This window comes from Marinobacterium zhoushanense (assembly GCF_014641945.1).
GTDB classification, from domain to species: domain Bacteria; phylum Pseudomonadota; class Gammaproteobacteria; order Pseudomonadales; family Balneatricaceae; genus Marinobacterium_D; species Marinobacterium_D zhoushanense.
In genome coordinates this window covers 103616-122033 of sequence record NZ_BMIJ01000006.1, presented here as the reverse complement: position 1 = coordinate 122033, position 18418 = coordinate 103616, and the positions used below count along the sequence as shown (strand labels likewise).

15 protein-coding genes are annotated in these 18418 nt (G+C 59.3%); 8 read left to right on the top strand and 7 right to left on the bottom strand.

Translation table 11 applies throughout. From position 1 onward, the window contains the following. The first annotated feature begins 22 nt into the window (after positions 1–22). A complete protein-coding gene (locus IEX40_RS14790) occupies positions 23–1252 on the top strand; it encodes a GGDEF domain-containing protein (protein WP_188749636.1) in 1230 nt (409 codons plus the stop codon). Beyond that, the gene (locus IEX40_RS14785) at positions 1242–2540 is read left to right on the top strand and encodes a TolC family outer membrane protein (protein ID WP_188749633.1); all 1299 of its coding nucleotides are present in this window, start codon (positions 1242–1244) and stop codon (positions 2538–2540) included. The genes IEX40_RS14790 and IEX40_RS14785 overlap by 11 nt, the downstream gene beginning before the upstream one ends. Before the next feature lie 37 nt (positions 2541–2577). Here the strand turns inward: IEX40_RS14785 and IEX40_RS14780 are convergent, their stop codons facing one another. The 7 genes from IEX40_RS14780 to IEX40_RS14750 all read right to left on the bottom strand — a co-directional run bounded on the left by IEX40_RS14780 (position 2578) and on the right by IEX40_RS14750 (position 11917). Beyond that, the gene (locus IEX40_RS14780) at positions 2578–3366 is read right to left on the bottom strand and encodes a hypothetical protein (RefSeq protein ID WP_188749631.1); all 789 of its coding nucleotides are present in this window, start codon (positions 3364–3366) and stop codon (positions 2578–2580) included. 105 nt (positions 3367–3471) lie between these two features. Beyond that, positions 3472–4113, bottom strand: a complete 642-nt coding sequence (locus IEX40_RS14775; protein WP_188749629.1) for a hypothetical protein — start codon at positions 4111–4113, stop codon at positions 3472–3474. A 20-nt stretch (positions 4114–4133) separates the two neighbouring features. Next, the gene (gene dcd, locus IEX40_RS14770; protein WP_188749627.1) at positions 4134–4700 is read right to left on the bottom strand and encodes a dCTP deaminase; all 567 of its coding nucleotides are present in this window, start codon (positions 4698–4700) and stop codon (positions 4134–4136) included. A gap of 148 nt (positions 4701–4848) precedes the next feature. Next, positions 4849–5943, bottom strand: coding sequence for an iron-sulfur cluster carrier protein ApbC (apbC, locus tag IEX40_RS14765; RefSeq protein ID WP_188749625.1), 1095 nt, complete (start codon positions 5941–5943; stop codon positions 4849–4851). 42 nt (positions 5944–5985) lie between these two features. Next, positions 5986–9513, bottom strand: a complete 3528-nt coding sequence (locus tag IEX40_RS14760) for an acyl-[ACP]--phospholipid O-acyltransferase (protein WP_188749623.1) — start codon at positions 9511–9513, stop codon at positions 5986–5988. A gap of 22 nt (positions 9514–9535) precedes the next feature. Continuing rightward, positions 9536–10624, bottom strand: coding sequence for a tRNA (uridine(54)-C5)-methyltransferase TrmA (trmA, locus tag IEX40_RS14755; RefSeq protein ID WP_188749621.1), 1089 nt, complete (start codon positions 10622–10624; stop codon positions 9536–9538). 90 nt (positions 10625–10714) lie between these two features. Beyond that, positions 10715–11917 (bottom strand): HDOD domain-containing protein, encoded by a 1203-nt coding sequence (locus tag IEX40_RS14750; RefSeq protein WP_188749619.1) that lies wholly within the window; start codon positions 11915–11917, stop codon positions 10715–10717. Positions 11918–12061: 144 nt separating this feature from the next. Between IEX40_RS14750 and metG the strand changes: the two genes are divergently transcribed. The 6 genes from metG to IEX40_RS14720 all read left to right on the top strand — a co-directional run bounded on the left by metG (position 12062) and on the right by IEX40_RS14720 (position 18395). Then, a complete protein-coding gene (gene metG / locus IEX40_RS14745; protein WP_188749617.1) occupies positions 12062–14101 on the top strand; it encodes a methionine--tRNA ligase in 2040 nt (679 codons plus the stop codon). A gap of 112 nt (positions 14102–14213) precedes the next feature. Continuing rightward, positions 14214–15194, top strand: a complete 981-nt coding sequence (locus IEX40_RS14740) for a ketopantoate reductase family protein (protein ID WP_188749615.1) — start codon at positions 14214–14216, stop codon at positions 15192–15194. Beyond that, entirely contained in the window at positions 15191–15529 is a 339-nt protein-coding gene (locus tag IEX40_RS14735; RefSeq protein ID WP_188749613.1) for a HopJ type III effector protein, read from the top strand. Before IEX40_RS14740 ends, IEX40_RS14735 begins: the two co-directional genes overlap by 4 nt. A gap of 73 nt (positions 15530–15602) precedes the next feature. After that, positions 15603–15779, top strand: coding sequence for a hypothetical protein (locus IEX40_RS14730; RefSeq protein WP_188749610.1), 177 nt, complete (start codon positions 15603–15605; stop codon positions 15777–15779). A 104-nt stretch (positions 15780–15883) separates the two neighbouring features. Continuing rightward, positions 15884–17626 (top strand): bifunctional ornithine lipid synthase OlsF, encoded by a 1743-nt coding sequence (olsF, locus tag IEX40_RS14725; RefSeq protein ID WP_188749608.1) that lies wholly within the window; start codon positions 15884–15886, stop codon positions 17624–17626. Positions 17627–17699: 73 nt separating this feature from the next. Continuing rightward, the gene (locus tag IEX40_RS14720; RefSeq protein WP_188749606.1) at positions 17700–18395 is read left to right on the top strand and encodes a vWA domain-containing protein; all 696 of its coding nucleotides are present in this window, start codon (positions 17700–17702) and stop codon (positions 18393–18395) included. Positions 18396–18418 lie beyond the last annotated feature (23 nt).

The window sequence follows — 18418 nt, the reverse complement described above, 5'->3', positions numbered from 1 at the left end:
CCGCTGCAATGGAGCCCCGGTGTTGAAAACCCGCATCATCACCGAACTGTTCAAAACGGCCGAACATCCCGTCGCACTTGTCAGAGATGACACCGCCGAATGGCACAACCGATCCTTCGCCTCACTGTCGGACGATAATCGCCAACGCTTGATCGATCACGCGATCGCCGGCGAGCCAGGTCCAATGCTGCTCGACGGCTACCTGTTCGAATTACTCCACGCCAAGCATCAGCGCCTGCTCATCGGCACCTCTTGTATCCGCGACGACAGCGAGAAGCGACTGATTCGCAGCCTTCTCCCCGCACTGGCGGAGGGCGGCGATCCCTGGTTAACGACCGCGTCCATTCTTGGCCCTGCGCTGAACTGGAGCCACTGCGCCGCCATCAAGCACAAATCGGCGAGCACGGACGAACTGCTCGGGCACTGGCACGCAGGCAAGCTCAACTCCCCAGAGCAACTTTCCCTAACCGACAGTGCCGCAGCCGAGCTGTACGGTGGCGGAAACGAGCAATTGATCCTGTTCAATCCCGCCGAACTGTACCCACAGGACAGGTTATTCCGGAACGACCCGCCTGCGGTAACATTGATGCAACGGGTGGAACTAACCGGCGGTCAGGCCGTCGGCATTCTCTGCGCATGGGGCAAGCCCGACACCGCCAGTCTGGCGCTCTCAGCCAGATTGCTGGCAATCTCGGCAGACCTGCTCGCCTGCCATCTGGCAATGAACGGGAGGGAGCCCGGCAAGGAGTTACCCACTCCTCTCGATCATCCGCTCGATGAGCTCACAGGACTGTCCGGTCGCGCCGCCTTCGACGCCACTCTGGAGGCGTTCGAGGAGCACTATCAGCAATACGGTCAGAACTGCGAAATGGCGATGCTCGATATCAACGGCCTGTCATCGATCAATCAGCTCAAAGGCACAACCTTTGGCGATGACGTACTTCGCACCTTTGCTCAGAAGTTGAGCCAGATCTGCCGACCGGAGGATAGGGTTTTTCGCTTCGGCGGAGATGAATTTGTCGTATTAATGCCTTATCGTCAGGATCCACCGCCGCTACAAAAGCGCCTGATCGAAATAGAACAGGAAATGCGTAAACTGCCGGGTCTGGACAAATTTAGTGCCAGCGCAGGTATCGCCAACCTATTGGAAACCAGCGGCAGCAGCGATGACTTAATGCTGCTGAGCGACCGCCGTCTGCGCCAGGCAAAAACGGTACGCAACGAAACTCAGGGAACAGACAATGCGCAATAGAGAAGTGTTGAGATCGAGAAGATGGTTACTGACCACCACACTACTGACCGCTCTCGGGTCGAGCTCGAGCCAAGCCGGAGCCCTGCACGATCTTTACCTGCGCGCACTGGCGAACGATCCGCAGCTAAAGACGGCAGAAGCTACCTACAACGCTGACCGCGAAGCGCTACCGCAGTCACGTGCCGCACTGCTGCCACAGGTCGGCCTCAGCGCCGATACGACCCGCACCGACACCCGCACTTTCGACGGAAACAGCCACGGCTACAGCCTGGCACTAAGCCAGCCGGTATTCGATGCCAGCAGCTGGTTCAACTTCCGGCGCGGCCAGGTACTCGACGAAAAGGCGCAAACCGAATTTGCACTGGCGCAGCAGTCACTGATCCAGCGCACTGTCGACATCTATCTCAATGTACTGCGGGCGCAGAGCGCGCTGGACCTGGCACAGGCCCAGGAGCGTGCGCTGAAACGCCGCCTGGACCAGGTAAATGCCCAATTCGACGTCGGCCTGATCGCCATCACCGATGTGCTCGACGCCCAGGCGTCCTATGATGATGCGGCAGTACAGCTGATCGATGCCCAGGGCGCCCTGCGCAATAGCTTCGAGGCGGTTGAACGTCTGGGCGGTAGCGGGATCGAACAGGTTTCGCCGCTCAAAAGCGAATACCCGATTCAGTCGGTCAGCCCGAACTCTCCCGAATCCTGGCTTGAACGCGCGCTGCAGGACAACCTGGATTTTCGCGTCAGCCAGTACAATCAGGACGCCACCCGCCGCACTCTCCAAGCCGCCAGAGCCGAACGACTGCCCAAGGTGACGCTGGAGATGCAAAACGGAGAAAGCACTCAACGTGGCGACTGGAACGATAACAACAGCATTGCACTGTCGCTATCCGTACCGCTTTATACCGGCGGTTCACTGAGCTCCAGCATCAGCGAGGCCGACCTGCGCAACCAGGCCGCCCTGTTCAGCCTTGAGGACCAGCGGCGTAACCTGATCGAGCAGACCCGCTCACTGCTACGCGACCTCAACACCAGCGTAGAGAGCGTCAAGGCCCGCGCCCAGAGCATCACGTCCAGGGAAACGGCACTGCAGGCCACTGAGGAGGGGTTCTCGGTAGGTACGCGCAACGTGGTCGATGTACTCGATGCGGAAAACGCGCTGTATCAGGCCAGATTGAACTACGCCAATGCCCGTTACGACCACGTCAGCACCCTGTTTCAGTTCAAACAGGTAGTCGGCAGCCTGAGTCCGGAAGATATCCTGGCACTGGACAGCTGGCTGGAGCCCTAAAAAGCTCCAGCTCACCTCTCAGGTGAAATCCGGCGCGTCAGTGCACCGTCGGATTATCATCCTCGGTCTCTGACAGTATGGGCTGCCCCTCACTGTCATGACCGATGGCCCCCATTTCGATAGCCCGCTCCAGCAACTGCTGCACCAGCATCTCCGCAAGATGCGCGCTGACGATGATGCCGGCGGGCGGGTCGCCATCGAACAGCTCCTCATCCACCAGATCATCGGCCCGCAATCCCAGCAGCAGCGGGTTTTCCAACAGCAAGGGCGCCAGATCGTCCGGCGTGAAGATGGAGTGATCCGAGGAGACCATCAGTGCCAGCTGGTAGGCATCGTGCGGCCCCTCCTGCAGGCGTTCCAGATACGTCTGCTCCGCAGCATGGAACATATCGCTTAACCGACTGCGGCCACGCGCCGGGGTAAACTCGCCCGCATCCGAGTAGTCGACACCGGTAACCGAGGGCACCGAATCAAGTTCATGCGCATCCACCAGCACCCGACCGTCGGAATCCACCGCCAACCATTCTCGATTAACGGCCACGGCCAGCAGCCCCTCCAATGCAGCGGCGACGATATTGCTGGTCACGATCGCCCCAACGCACGGGTTGGCGCGCTCGCGGTCATCATCGATCAGGTCACTGGCACGTGCGGACAGCAGCTTGGGGTCTTCAGAGATCAGTGCGGCGAGCTCGGGGCCGGACAGCCAAAGGCGAGTATTGCAGACACGGTGCGCGGTCAGGTAGGGCTCAACCTCGCCATGGTCCAGCATCGTCTGCACATACTCCTTGCGCACACGATCCAACAGATCAGCCAAACGACGGCTCATATCAGGCTCTCCCAATAGATGCGAAATCAGACTTAATACTAACCGCCATCTCGGAGCTTGCCCAACTACGCGGACGCAAAAAAAGATAAATCCCGAGGACAGCGCTCAGTGGATGGTGATACCGACAGGGGCCACGCGTGCTTTCATCTGGTCAAAGGCGTGACGCAGGTGGGATAATGGCATCAGCCCGAAATCGACCGGATCGATCGGCAACTCGTACCAGTCCAGTGACCAGACGCGGGTCATCAGCTCATACTCACCAATCAGCGCGTCGAGCAGGATCATCGCCGCCTCGACACGCGGATCCATCTCCAGAATCTTCGGCGCATCGACCAGATAGATCGCCAGCTGCAACTTACCGTTCAACTCGCGCAGCGAACACCAGAACTCGTCAATCTCGCAGAGCTCCTCGCCCATGTTGACGAACGCGGGTACCGGATCATAGCGCTCGTTGAAGGCGCGGAAATTGATTCCGCTCAGTTCCGGTGCCGCACCGACCACACTGAGTACGGCATGGATCGACTCCGGGTAGCCATCGCAACCGAAGATCATCTCCACCGGACCGCCGTCGGACTCGCGTTCGAAATGGAAAGTCAGGTTGCGATCAATCTTCTGCAGCGACAGCCGATAAGCGGCCAGCAGCGAATCCGCCTCGAACTGCGTATCGCCCTGGCTGGCAAGCAATTGATCGAGCGTACGCTCTACCTGATGCCAGAAATCTTCTATCTGCTTGAGGCTAATATTCATGAATTACGGATGATCTGCTCTCAGGTCCTGGGCACGACAACACCGGTCTGACCCTGGTATTTGCCACCGCGGTCGCGGTAAGAGGTTTCACACACTTCGTCAGCACCGAGGAACAGCATCTGCGCCACCCCTTCATGGGCGTAGATCTTGGCCGGCAGCGGTGTGGTGTTGGAAAACTCCAGCGTGACATGCCCCTCCCATTCGGGCTCAAGCGGCGTGACGTTGACGATGATGCCACAACGGGCATAGGTGCTCTTGCCCAGGCAGATCGTCAACACATCACGTGGAATTCGGAAATACTCAACGGTACGCGCCAGGGCAAAGGAGTTGGGCGGAATGATACAGACATCGGATTTCACATCGACAAAACTGCCATCGTCAAAATTTTTCGGATCGACGATGGAGGAGTTGATGTTGGTGAATATCTTGAATTCATCAGCGCAGCGCACATCGTAGCCATAGCTAGAGGTGCCGTAGGATACGATCGGTTGGTCGTTGACACGACGCACCTGTGACGGCTCGAATGGCTCGATCATCTTCTGTTCGGCCACCATTCGGCGAATCCAGCTGTCTGACTTGATACCCATAAAAACCTGTTCCAGCCCCTGTCTGCTCGGAGATAAAGAGGCGCCATTCTACAGTGCTTCGATGGGATAACGCCAGCTTCACCGGGTTTTCAGCGGCGATTCCTCGCTACTGGAAACCCGGTGAAGCTGGGATCAAACAGCGGCGGTATCAGTCGCCGAAGATTGAGATATTGGGGATCCGACTCGACTGGCTTGCTCGCTGAGCCAACCGTGCCGACAGCTTCGCCGCGATCTCCAGGTAGCGCTGGGCGTGAGGCCCGTCCGGATCCGCCACCACGCTGGGCTGGCCGCTGTCCGCCTGCTCGCGAATCGCCAACGCCAGCGGCATCTGGCCGAGCAGCTCGCACTGATACTCATTGGCCAGCTTGTCACCACCACCGCTGCCGAAGATCGCCTCTTCGTGACCGCAGTTGCTGCAGATATGGGTGCTCATGTTTTCGATCACACCCAGCACCGGGATATCCACCTTGCGGAACATCTCGATCCCCTTGCAGGCATCCAGCAGCGCGATATCCTGCGGCGTGGTGACAATCACGGCACCCGAAACCGGCACACGCTGCGACAGGGTCAGCTGAATATCGCCGGTGCCCGGGGGCATGTCGATCAGCAGATAATCGAGATCCTCCCAGCGGGTCTGGTTCAACAGCTGCTGCAGCGCACCACTGACCATCGGGCCGCGCCACACCATCGGCGTATTGTCGTCGACCAGGAAGCTCATCGACATCACCTGCACGCCAAGACTCTCCACCGGCAGGAAGTATTTCTCCTCGGCGGTCTGTGGACGGGTCCCGGATGGTACTCCCAGCATCATCCCCTGGCTGGGGCCATAGATATCGGCATCGAGCACGCCAACGCGGGCGCCCTGCGCCTTCAGCGCTAGAGCCAGGTTGGTGGTCGTGGTTGATTTGCCGACCCCGCCCTTGCCGGAGGCGACGGCGATGATATTGCGTACGCCCTCAAGCCCCGGCAGCTTGTGCTGCCCGCTATGCGCCGCGATATTCTGGGTGATCTGAACCTCGACCTCAGCATCGGCACCGGTTTCGGCCACCCTGGCAGACAGTGCGCGCTTCAGCGCGTCATGTTCATGGGCGCAGGCATAGGGCAACTCGATCACCACGCTGACCCGCTTACCTTCGATGCCCACCGACTTGACTGCGCCGACGCTACCCAGCGACTGTTCAAGCAGGGGGTCTACCCAACTTTCGATATGCCCCTGAATCTGGGATCGATCAAGCTCCGACATCAATTTACCCCTCGTTTACGCAAATCCGACTATTTAAGTCAGCTATTGTGACGAATCCACACCCACCAAGTCCAGTGCCGTCTGCCTGGCGCCTTTAAGATCGGGCTTGCCACTGCCGAGACAGGGCAGCTTGGGCACGGAAAATATTCGTGCCGGCAGCATCAGGGCCGGCATTCCCGCCTCGACCAAACGCTGACGGAGGTCGCTGTCACACGTGTCCGGCGCACCACTCTCATCCGAGCCCACAAGCAACACCACCTGCTCACCCTTTCGCTCATCCGGCACAGAAGTGGCCATCAGCTCCACCTCGCCTCCCAATATCCGCTGGGCGTGCTCCTCGACCGCGCCGAGCGAGATCATCTCACCACCCACCTTGATAAAGCGGGAGTAGCGATCAACCAGCGTAAGGAAACCATCGGCATCGAGATACCCCTTGTCGCCACTGACATACCAACGCACGCCGTCACGCTCGATAATCACCCGCCGAGTACGTTCCGGATCGTCCAGATAGCCTTGCATGAGCTGAGTACCACCGATCAGCACCATTCCACTCTCACCCACCGGAAGCGGCTCATAGCTCTCGGGATCAACGACACTGAACCAGGAGCCGGGCAATGCCATTCCGACGGTTCCAGGTTTGTTACCTACCTGCAGAGTCCAGTAGCTGGTATCGAGATAATCGGGCAGATTCACGCTGGCAACCGGCGTGGTTTCGGTACACCCGTACCCCTCCAGCACCGTTTTATGAAAGCGGCTCTCGAACTGCTCCCGCACCAGCGGCGACAGTTTTTCAGCACCGGCAACCACCAGCCGCAAGGAGTCGAACATCGCAGGCAGCAGCCGGCTCTGGCGAGTGTACAAGCGTAAAAACGTGCTGGTCCCGCATAACAGAGTCGCCCGCCACCGGGCTGCCGCCTTACCCACATTGACCGCATCGGTCGGGTCCGGATGACAGACCAGCGGCACCCCCTCGATCAGCGGCATCATTGTGGTCGCGGTCAAGCCGAAGGCGTGAAACAGGGGCAAGGTGCCGAGCACGCAATCGTCGTCGCGGATATTGAACACATCGGCGATCTGTTTGAGGTTGGCCATAATATTGCGATGACTGAGCATGACACCTTTCGGCGCCCCCTCACTGCCGGAGGAGAACAGTATCGCCGCCGTATCATCCAACTGGCGGCCGCCACCGAGCCAACGCTCAAGCAGAGCCACCGGCGTCAGGCGCACCTGCAGCAGGGTCAGCATACTCTCCAACTGCCCGACCCCCTGCTTTAACGACTCCAGTTCGATTACCGACAGCCCGGCAAGCAGCGGTTTCATATCGATACCCCGCTGTTCAAGACGCTCGATGAACTGCCGCGAAGTCACGATCGTCTCGACACCGGCGCGCTTACAGCAGGTCTCGAGCACCGACACCGGCGCGGTGTAGTTCAGCGGTACCAATGTGCGCCCGCTCATCATCAGCGCCAGCGTACCGATCACCCCACCCGGCGCCGACGGCAACAGCACGCCCACCCGCTCGCCCTTACAGCGTTTCAAGCGCCGGCGCAGCAGTGCGCAGGCCGTCAACACCCGCAGATGGCTGAGCGCGGGCCCCTGAAGATCGGCCAGCGCCCAGTCGGAGGGCGCTTCTCGGGCGGTACGCACGAAGGCACGAGGCAGGGTGGGCAGGGTATCGGTATAAGCCTCCCAGGCCTTGATCGACAGAATCGACACCGCCTGACGCACATCCACTGCAGTGGCGGTCATCGCCATAGGCTCACCGAAGGCGACGATCACATCGCGTTTCCAGCCCGCCCTGCGCGCTCCTTTCAAGCGCGCGTTGGAGCGGGAAAAACGGCTGCCCCACAACCCACGCAGGTAGAACGGCAGAATCTCGACGTTGTCAGCATCGACCTCCCGCGCGATGCGCTCGAAGCCCTGCTTAAAGGGCGCTAACTGACCGCTGTAGCTGATTGCCCCCTCGGGAAACAGGCATACCACCTCGCCCTGCTGTAGCAAGGCGGCAACCCTGCCCATCGCATCGCGACTGCTGGCCGGCGAGATCGGGATGACACGGTAAAGATCGAGCAACCACTTCAAATAGCGGCGCTCGTAGAGCGAACGCTCCATGACGAAATGAACATGGCGAGGACAGGCCAGTTGTACGATAGCCCAATCGAGCCAGCTGATATGGTTGCCCAGCAGCAGCACACCCTTGCCATCGGCCGGCATGTGCTCGAACCCCAGTACCTCGAGCCGATAGCGATTCCGCATCAGGATCCGCACCAGCAGCCGGAGCAGCGCCTCGGGCAGGCGCACAATCGCCAGCACCGCCCCGGCGCCGGCACTCAGCGCCAGTACAATTAGCAAAACACGCGCCGGAACCTCGGCGAACGCACTGGCCACGGTGCCCAACAGACAGCTGAACATCGCCACGTTCTGCAGAAAGTTGTTACCGGCCAGCACAGATCCACTTTCGCCCTCGGGGGCGTGAAACTGAATCAGTGCATTCAACGGCACAATGGTCATCGCCCCGCCGACACCGACGGCAAAAAACAGGATGGCCGCATGCCCCAGCGACTGACTCACCGGCAGCAACGCCAGCCCCAGGGTGACGATGAGTGCACCCGCCGGCACCAGACCGGTATTGATATGGTGACGAGAGGCCGACGCCGCGAAGATCGAGCCGCACAAAATGCCGACGCCGGCCAGTGCCATGGCGCCCTGGATCAGGAAGGTGTTCAGCTCCCCGAGATGGGTTTTTACATAGGCCGGATATACCGCCACCATCACCTGGCTGATCGACCAGAACAGTGCCAATCCCACCACCGACCAGAGGATGGGGCGGTGGCGATAGATACGCGACAGGTTGCGCTTGAGCAGGCGCCCGCTCAGGTATTCGCGTCTATCCAGCCTGAGCTCAGGCTGAGAAATGCCTGTGCCAAGCCGCAGCGCCAGCAACCACTCGATGAGTGCCAGCGCCACCAGCAACCACCCCAATGGCGCTACCTGGCGCAAAATCTGCTCGGGGGTATGCTCGATCAGCACCGTTTGCTCGAGCCGTATCTCGAACAGCAGTGAAAACAGCACGATTGCCCCCAGGATGGCGATGATCGTCGCCGCCTGAACCCAGCCGTTGGCACCGCTGAGGTTATCGCTGCCCACCAGTTCACGGATATAGCCGTATTTGGCCGGTGAGTAGAGCGCACTTTGCATCGCCAATAGGAAGGTCATGGCGAAGGCAGGCATGAACCAGCCCTGGTAGTAGCAGAGTGTAATGACGAAGGTCAGCCCCACTGCCACGGCAGCCGACACCCGCATCACCTTCGGCTTGGCAAAACGGTCGGAGAGGAACCCGGCGGGCGTGAACAGCATGATGAACGGCAGCAGGATCAGGGCGTTGACCACCGCCGTCAGCAGCACCTGTTCGGGACCGTCGTAGGACTTGAACAGGGTGTTTTGAATCAGGATCTTATGCCCAAGGTCCAGCATCGCATTGAGAAAGGCGACACCGATGAAGGGCAGAAAACCGGCGATCCGCCAGAGCGGGCGATAGTGTCTCAGGTGTTCCTCTTGCCTTGACGCCATACGCCCTCCACAGCGCTACCGATCAGACACGGGTCAAGTAGACACCGCACTCCAGATGCTCGGTATAGGGAAACTGATCGAAGATCGCAAAACGCTCGATCCTGTGGGTCTTGGTGATCTCGCGCAGGTTCTCCCGCAGCGTTTCCGGATTACATGAGATATAGAGTATGTGCTGATATTCGACCACCTGAGACACGGTTTCGTCATCGAGACCGGCACGGGGCGGGTCCACCAGCACCGTGGTGAATTCACACTCGTCCAGCGCCAGGCCGTTTACCTTGCGCGTCTCTTTCTGCCCCTTGAGCACCAGGGACAGATCCTCCGACGGCATGCGCAGCACGTCGATATTGTCGATTCCGTTCTGCTCGATATTGAATCGCGCCGAACGCACCGACTCCTTGGAGATCTCGGTGGCCACCACGCGGCGGAAATTTTGCGCCAGCGGCAGGGTAAAGTTGCCGTTGCCGCAGTAGAATTCCACCAGATCGCCGCCGGCCTCTCGGCTGGCATCGAGCGCCCAATGGATCATCTGCCGACACACTTCGGCATTGGGCTGAGTAAAGCTGTTCTCGGTCTGTTTGTAACTGTAGTTGCGACCGTCGATCTCCAGTTGCTCGATCACATAATCGCGCTCCAGTACGATTTTGTTCTTGCGCGACCGCCCCACGATATCGATGCCGAATGTCTCGCGCAGCGGCCGGACCGCCTCGATCCACTCCTCACCGATAGGCCGGTGGTAAAGCAAACTGACCAGCAGCTCACCCGACAGGGTGCTGAGAAAATCGACCTGAAACAGCCGGAAACGTAGCCGGGGGTCGGGGCGGATGGCATCGAGCAGCTCGAACATCACGCTGTGGATCCGTTCGGACACCATGGGGCAGGTATCGATGCGCAGCGGCGACCGGTTGTCCCCGGGCTCGAACATGACGTAGTAGAGATCGTCTCCGTCGTGCCAGACCCGGAACTCGGCGCGCATCCGATAGTGCGTCGACGGAGAGCGATAGAGGTCTATCGCCGGTAGATCGAACTCGGCGAAATCGCGCTCGATCCGCTCATGTTTGCGGGATAGCTGAGTCTCATACTGGGTCGGATCGACCTGGGGCAACGGCATCGACTTCCTCGGCGGGGTTGGCAAAACAGGGCGCGATTCTATCAGGCGCCCCGGCCAGGTCCAACTCCAACGCATCAGGCACTAAGATGGTTACCAGTGTGCCTGCAACTGCTTGCCATGATCATTCGCGAGGCGCTCCCAGACACTGACCCTATCCATCTCGCCAATAGCGTCAAGATAACTCAACGAAAGACGACCACCCAGAGGGCACTCCATGGCATTGAACAGTGGCGGCAGCATGGCGTCGGCGACATGTGCAGCGGTCAGAGTGGTGAATGTGTTGTCGCCGGCGGCCTTGGGCACATGATGGTAGAGCACGGCACGGACGATACGAGGCGACACGCCCCAACGGCGAAGCATAGACGCGCCGAGCTCACCATGTGTCAGTTTGTAATCGAGCTTCTCGACAGCATATACAGGCTGCTTGAGTGCTGCAGCCTTCTCCATCACCCGGAAGTATCGCTGCTGATCCAGACGAACCAACACCCTCATGCCGAAGTCATGCAGGAGCCCCGCCGCCAGGGCTGCGGACAGAGCGATACGATCGGAGCCGACACTGTGCGCTATGCGCTCGGATAGATGCGCACAAACCAGATTGCGGCTCAACAGCTGCTCGAAAGAGAAGCTGCTCCAGCCCTCAGGCTGCGGAAACGTATTGATGATATGTGCCATGATGCCCAGATCACGCAGCGTCCTGAGCCCAACCACGCGTACCGCCTCATTGATACTGAACAGGTGGCGACTGCTGCCAAACAGCGGATTGTTCAGCAACTCCATCAACTGTTTCAGATAGGGCATGCAACCACGGAAGAGAGGTGCAACAGAGGCGGTGCTTTCGTTGGCCTGTTCATCGATCATTTGATTCAGGCCGGAGAGCTGCTCCGGCAAGGGCGGCAGCTCACCCAGCTCGGCAAATAACGCTTCGAGTGCTGGGTTGCGGAGCCGGGCAATCATGGGTCGGGTCCGCTCGATAATATACTCGACCCGCGACGCATCGGCGTTATAGGGTAGCGATGCATCTGCCACGTCCCCCCCCTCTGCTTGATAACGCGCCGTCGCATCCATCGTCTGCTGTATTCTGATCACCCAGGGCCAGCGCGCAGCCAGTTGACGCAAGCAGAGATGAGCCTCGGGATCGTCCCCCCTACTCCTGACGACAACCGCCTCAATCCCACCCTGATCGAGCGCTGCAAACAGCGCCTCCTGGCCAACCCGATACTCCGGTTGCAGCTCGGCAAAATCGAGTTTGTCTCCCTGCTCGCCAGTCAGATTACATATGATCAATCCGCCCATTACACATCCCTGATTATTGATAACGAAATTATCGCCATTCTTACCAAGCACCGGCTTTGAACAAAGCCTTTCGCCTTCATAACAGCCGAATTTCGGCGTAGAATCGGCCGCCTGAATCTTTAACGAACCAGATTTGAGCTACCGATGACCGACAGCAAGCGCAAGATTCTCGTCACCAGTGCACTGCCCTACGCCAACGGCCCCATCCATCTGGGCCATCTTGTCGAATATATACAGACCGACATCTGGGTACGATTCCAGAAACAGCGCGGCCACCAGTGCACCTACGTTTGCGCCGATGACGCTCACGGTACCCCCATCATGCTCAAAGCCAATCAGCTAGGCCTTGAGCCGCAACAACTGATCGACCGGGTCAGCACTGAGCATCAGCGTGACTTCGCCGGTTTCATGGTCGGCTTCGATAACTACTACTCTACCCATTCGGAGGAAAACCGCCACTTCGCGACGCTGATCTATCAGCGCTTACGCGATGCCGGTCATATCGCACGCCGCACCATCACCCAGGCATACGATCCTGAGAAGAATATGTTCCTGCCGGACCGTTTCATCAAGGGCGAATGCCCGAAATGCGGCGCGGCAGATCAGTACGGTGACTCCTGCGAAGTCTGTGGTGCTACCTACCAGCCAACAGAGCTGAAGAACGCCTACTCGGCGATCTCCGGTGCCACCCCGGTGGAGAAGGACTCGGAGCACTTCTTCTTCAAGCTGGAGGATTTTGAGCAATTCCTGCGCGACTGGGTTGATGGCCACGTCCAGGCACAGATGAAGCACAAGCTCAATGAGTGGTTCGAATCGGGCCTACAGCAGTGGGATATCTCGCGCGATGCGCCCTACTGGGGCTTCGAAATCCCCGATGCACCGGGCAAGTATTTCTATGTCTGGTTGGATGCACCGATCGGCTATATGGCCAGCTTCAAGAACTGGTGCGACAAGAACGGCGTCAACTTCGACGAATACTTCGAACAGGGGTCCGATGCCGAGCTATACCACTTCATCGGCAAGGATATCGCCTACTTCCACACCCTGTTCTGGCCAGCGATGCTGCACGGCGCGAAGTTCCGCACTCCGACCGGGGTCTTCTGCCACGGCTTCCTCACTGTCAACGGCCAGAAGATGTCGAAGTCACGCGGCACCTTCATCATGGCAGAGACCTACCTCAACCATCTGCGCCCGGAATACCTGCGCTACTACTTCGCCGCCAAGCTCGGCTCCGGCATCGACGATATCGACCTGAGCCTGGATGACTTCCGCCTGCGTGTAAACGCCGACCTGGTCAACAAGGTGGTCAACATCGCCAGCCGTTGCGCCGGCTTCATTCAGAAAAAGTTCGACGGCATGCTCGATTCCGAGCTGACCTCCGCCGCGCTCTACCACGAGGCAGTAGCGGCAGGTCGCAGCATCGCCGAGGCCTACGAGAAGCGCGAGTACGCCCGCGCCATGCGTGAGATCATGCAGATCGCCGACAAGGCCAATCAGTATATCGATACCGCCGAGCCCTGGGTCCTGGCCAAGGACGAGAACCGCGCGACCGAGGTGCAGGCATGCTGCACACTAGGCATCAACCTGTTCCGTGTCATCGTCAGCTACCTGGCGCCGGTACTGCCCCAGGTTGCCGAAGACGCCGCCGCCTTCCTCAATATTGACGGCTTCGCCTGGAGTGAGGTTGAGAAGCCGCTGCTCAACCACAAGATCAACAAGTTCAAGCCGCTGATGCAGCGTGTCGAACCGGAGGCGATCGAAAAGGTTATCGAAGACTCCAAGCAGAATCTTCAGGCCACCGCAGCAGCTGCTCCTGCCCCGACCGATAAGGCCGCTGGCAAGATGGAGCCGATCGCCGATACCATCGAGTTCGCCGACTTTGCCAAGGTGGATCTGCGCGTGGTACGCATCGCCAAGGCGGAGCATGTCGACGGAGCCGACAAGCTGCTGCGGCTGACACTGGACCTGGGCGGCGAAACCCGCAATGTGTTTGCCGGCATCAAGTCCGCCTACAAACCCGAAGATCTGGAGGGCAAGCTGACCGTCATGGTGGCCAACCTGGCACCGCGCAAGATGAAGTTCGGCGTCTCCGAAGGCATGGTGCTGGCGGCAGGCCCCGGCGGCCAGGATCTGTGGATTCTGGAGCCGCATACAGGTGCTCAGCCTGGCATGCGCATCAAGTAGGAAAGCCCAGCCTCCATCCAATTAATGGAAACTGATAGTTCCATACTGGGGGTGGGCAGAAAGATCGGGGCACCAGACAATGGTGCCATTCGATCTGAGTAGGAATTGAGTCATGCGTTTTTTGATTCTTGGCGCCGGCGGAATCGGCTGCTTCTACGGTGCCCGACTGATCCAAGCGGGACATGATTGTGTCTTCGTTGCCAGAGGCGAACACCTGCACGCGATGCGTCAAAATGGGCTGCAGATTCGCCACCCCAATTTCAGCTTCCACGCCCCCGTTCTCGCCACTGATATTCAGAGCCTGCCCCGCGAACACTCTCCCGAGCAGTTCGATCTCATTCTATTGACGCTGAAGGCCGGCGCCACCTGCTCGGTTCTGGCTCAATTGAAGGAGTGGCTGGCCACCAGCGACACGCCGATACTGTCGCTGCAGAACGGCGTCGATAACGAGCCCAGCATCGCCAAGATGCTCGGCGATCGGCGCACTTTTGGTGGCTTGGCGGTACGTATTGGCGGGCACATCCTCGAACCGGGCATCATCGAGGCGACCGGCCCCGCGCAGGTGATCTTCGGCCCCTGGCCGAACAGCAAGCAGACAGCAACCAGCCTGCCGCTGGCACGCAGCATCGAAACCTGTTTCAACGCTGCTGCCATCCCGACCCAGCTCAGCTCGGACATCAGGCGCGAACTTTGGCGCAAACTGCTGATCAACAACGGCGTCAACCCGCTGTCCGCACTGACCGGGCTCGATACCCGCCGCCTGACCTCCGACCCGACTCTCGGCAACAGCGTGTACCGGATGATGCAGGAAACCGCCTCCGTCGCCACCGCCGATGATGTCGAGCTGAGCATTACGGATGTGCAGGAGATGTTCACGCTGATCAGCCAGTTCGATGCGATCAAGACCTCAATGCTGGTCGACCGGGAAAAGGGACGCGCACTGGAGCTGGACGGCATCAGCGGCGCGGTGCTCCGACGCGGCCAGCAACTGAACATCGACACACCGATTACAGCACTGGTACACCGACTGCTCGAACTGGGCGTCGGTACACCTGACCTCTTTACACCCGAGACTTTGGACGAGCACCGATGACCCCTGAACAGTTTGCGGCCCGTATCGGCAGCGATAACTCTCTGGATTTCGAAGACAGCATCGCCGTCATCGAAACCCACTTCGACTACACCCCTTGTGCCTTTCGCAATGGAGAGCAGGTTAACGCCGCCGGCGAAAACGGCGGCTCCTGTAAAATCCTGGCCTTTGGTCAATTAATGGGGCTCAGCGAGCAGCAGACCCTGCACTGCTTCGGCCGTTACTACCGCGACGTGCTGGCAACCCCGCAAGGGTCCGACCACGGCAATATCCGCAACTTCATGCGCACCGGCTGGAGTGGCGTGTGTTTCGAAGGAGAAGCACTTAAGCGAACATGAGCGCTGCCTGCTACATCTGCGCAACCAGCTGCGCTATCCTAGGATTAAATAAAAGCCAGACAAGGACAATGCGATGTCAGAGAATCAGGAGTGGAACGGTCGCAACCGCCGTTCGCACGAGGACCGGCGCCAGCAGCCGGACCGTCGTGAGGAGATCCGCTTCGAACCGGGCAAGAAGGACCGCAGACAGAGTCGCGGCCGCCGCGCCGAAGACAGGGATATGTGGGAAGACGCGATGAAGGACGACTGATGCAGGACGACTAAGGCGTCATCCAAGCGTCACACTAACGTCAATTCGCCGTCACCTGTTCGTCTTATCTTGGTCGCCGTCATGTAACACTGTCGGGACACAAGATGCAGATTAACGTCGAACAGGTACTCCTCAGCAAGTATCCGGGGTTTGCCGCCAAGCCCACCCCGGTTCGCCGCTCCACCCTCTTCTGTCTTCGCCGCCTGGTGCGCGAGCGCGAAATCAACCGGTTTCTGGAAGAGAACCGGGACGTGACCGGCTTCGAATTCATCGACCGGGTACTCGACTACTTCAACTTCAGTTACAGCGTCAACAGCAAGGAGCGGATCAACATCCCCTCCAGCGGCCGGGTCGTCATTGTTGCCAACCACCCGCTCGGCGCCCTGGACGGGCTGGCGCTACTGAAATTGGTCGGCGAGGTACGCCGCGATGTGCGCATCATCGCCAACGATGTGCTGATGCACTTCGATCCTCTGCAGGAGCTGTTCCTGCCGGTCGACAATCTGGGCAAGGGCACGCGCAAGCGTGACATCGCCCGCATCGTGGATTCTCTGCGCAATGACGAGGCGGTCATCGTCTTCCCCGCCGGCGAGGTCTCCCGCGCCGGATTTACCGGCATCAAGGATGGCCCCTGGAACAGCGGCTTCCTGATGTTTGCACGCAAGAGCAACGCGCCTATCCTGCCGGTTTTTGTCGGCGGCAAGAACTCGGCCCTGTTCTACGGCTTGTCGACGCTGAACAAATCGATGTCGTCACTTCTGCTGGCGCACGAGATGTTCAACAAGCGCTCGAAGAACCTGCCGATCCGTATAGGCGAGCCAATCGCCTTCAGCCAGATCGACACTTTGCCGGTTGCGGCCAAGATCAAGGCCAAACTGCTGAAGAAACACCTGTACCGTATCGCGCGCAACAAACCCCCGCTATTCAAAACCGAAAAGACGATTGCACACCCCCAAAACCGCCAGATACTTAAACAAGAGCTACGCGACGCCGAGTTGCTGGGCGAAACATCGGATGGCAAGAAGATCTACCTGTTCGATTATCGCAGTGATTCAGCGGTAATGGCCGAGATAGGCCGACTGCGTGAGATCGCCTTTCGTTGTGTTGGCGAAGGCACGGGAGGCCGACGCGACCTCGACAAGTATGACCGACACTATCGCCATCTGATTCTCTGGGATGAGGACGACCTGGAAATCGCCGGCGCGTACCGGCTGGCGGAGGTTTCGCGCCTTGACCGCTCCGCCCTGTCCGAGCAGCTTTACAGTGCCAGCCTGTTCAACTACAGCACCGAGATGACACCCTATTTTGAACAGGGCATCGAGCTCGGCCGCAGTTTCGTGCAACCACGCTACTGGGGTCGCCGCAGCCTTGACTATCTCTGGTATGGTATCGGCGCTTACCTGCGCAGCCGTCCACAGATCCGTTATCTGTTCGGCCCGGTGAGCATGAGCAACAGTTACCCGAAACGGGCTCGCGATCTGCTGGTCTGGTTCTACCGACACTATTTTCCCGATCAGGCCGAACTGGGTAGCTCCAACAATCCCTATACGCTGGACGACGACACCCGTGCCGAGATGTACAGGCTGTTCCAGGGCGATGATTACGCGGCCGACTTTGCGGTATTGAAGGAGCAGCTGGAGTTTCTCGGGGTATCGGTACCTACGCTGTACAAGCAGTACAGCGAGCTCTGCGAGCCGGGCGGTGTCCGCTTCCTCGATTTCGGTGTTGATGCCGACTTCAACTACTGTGTCGACGGACTTGTACTGGTTGATACCGAGTATGTGAAGGCGCGCAAGCGCCAGCGCTACATCGGTACAGAGACTACAGCCGAGGCGGAAATCGCCTGATAAACTGTGCCCAACAACACCCAAGGTCTACACTGAAACCTGTAAAAAGGTGACAGGATAGCGGGCGCAGAGCATGGGAAAATCACTGAAACCGGCCTCAAACTCCACGGAGATCGAGGCCTTTATCAACCAGGCAAAAGACCTGGCAGTACGCGATACCAATCGCGGTCGACTGCTGTTCGCGATGGATGCTACCGCCAGCCGCAGCCCAACCTGGGATCACGCCTGCCGACTGCAAAGCGAGATGTTTCTCGCCAGCGCGGCGAGCGGCCAGTTGCTGGTGCAGCTCTGCTACTATCGCGGCTATCGCGAGTTCCATTACACCAGCTGGTTCGACAACGCCTCCGCCCTGCTCGACCAGATGAATGCGGTCAGCTGTCTCGGCGGACACACTCAAATCGGTCGGGTGCTGGAGCACGCCCTGCGGGAGAACACCCTGCATCCGATCAATGCGATTGTGCTGGTCGGCGATTGCTGCGAAGAATCGATCGATCCGCTGTGTGAAATGGCCGGCGAACTCGGATTGCACGGTACACCGATCTTCAGTTTCCATGAGGGCAATGACCCCAATGGCCGCTTGCTGTTCGAGCAGTTGGCACGTCTCTCCGGAGGCGCCTTTGCTCGGTTCAACATCAATAGCGCCAACCGCTTACGAGAACTGCTCGGCGCGGCAGCTGTCTATGCCACTGGAGGCCTGAAGGCACTCGAGCGTTACGCTGGCAAGGGCAACCGGGAACTGCTCGCGCTGACCCAACAGCTGCGCAAGTAACACCTCATCCGACAGACCGATAA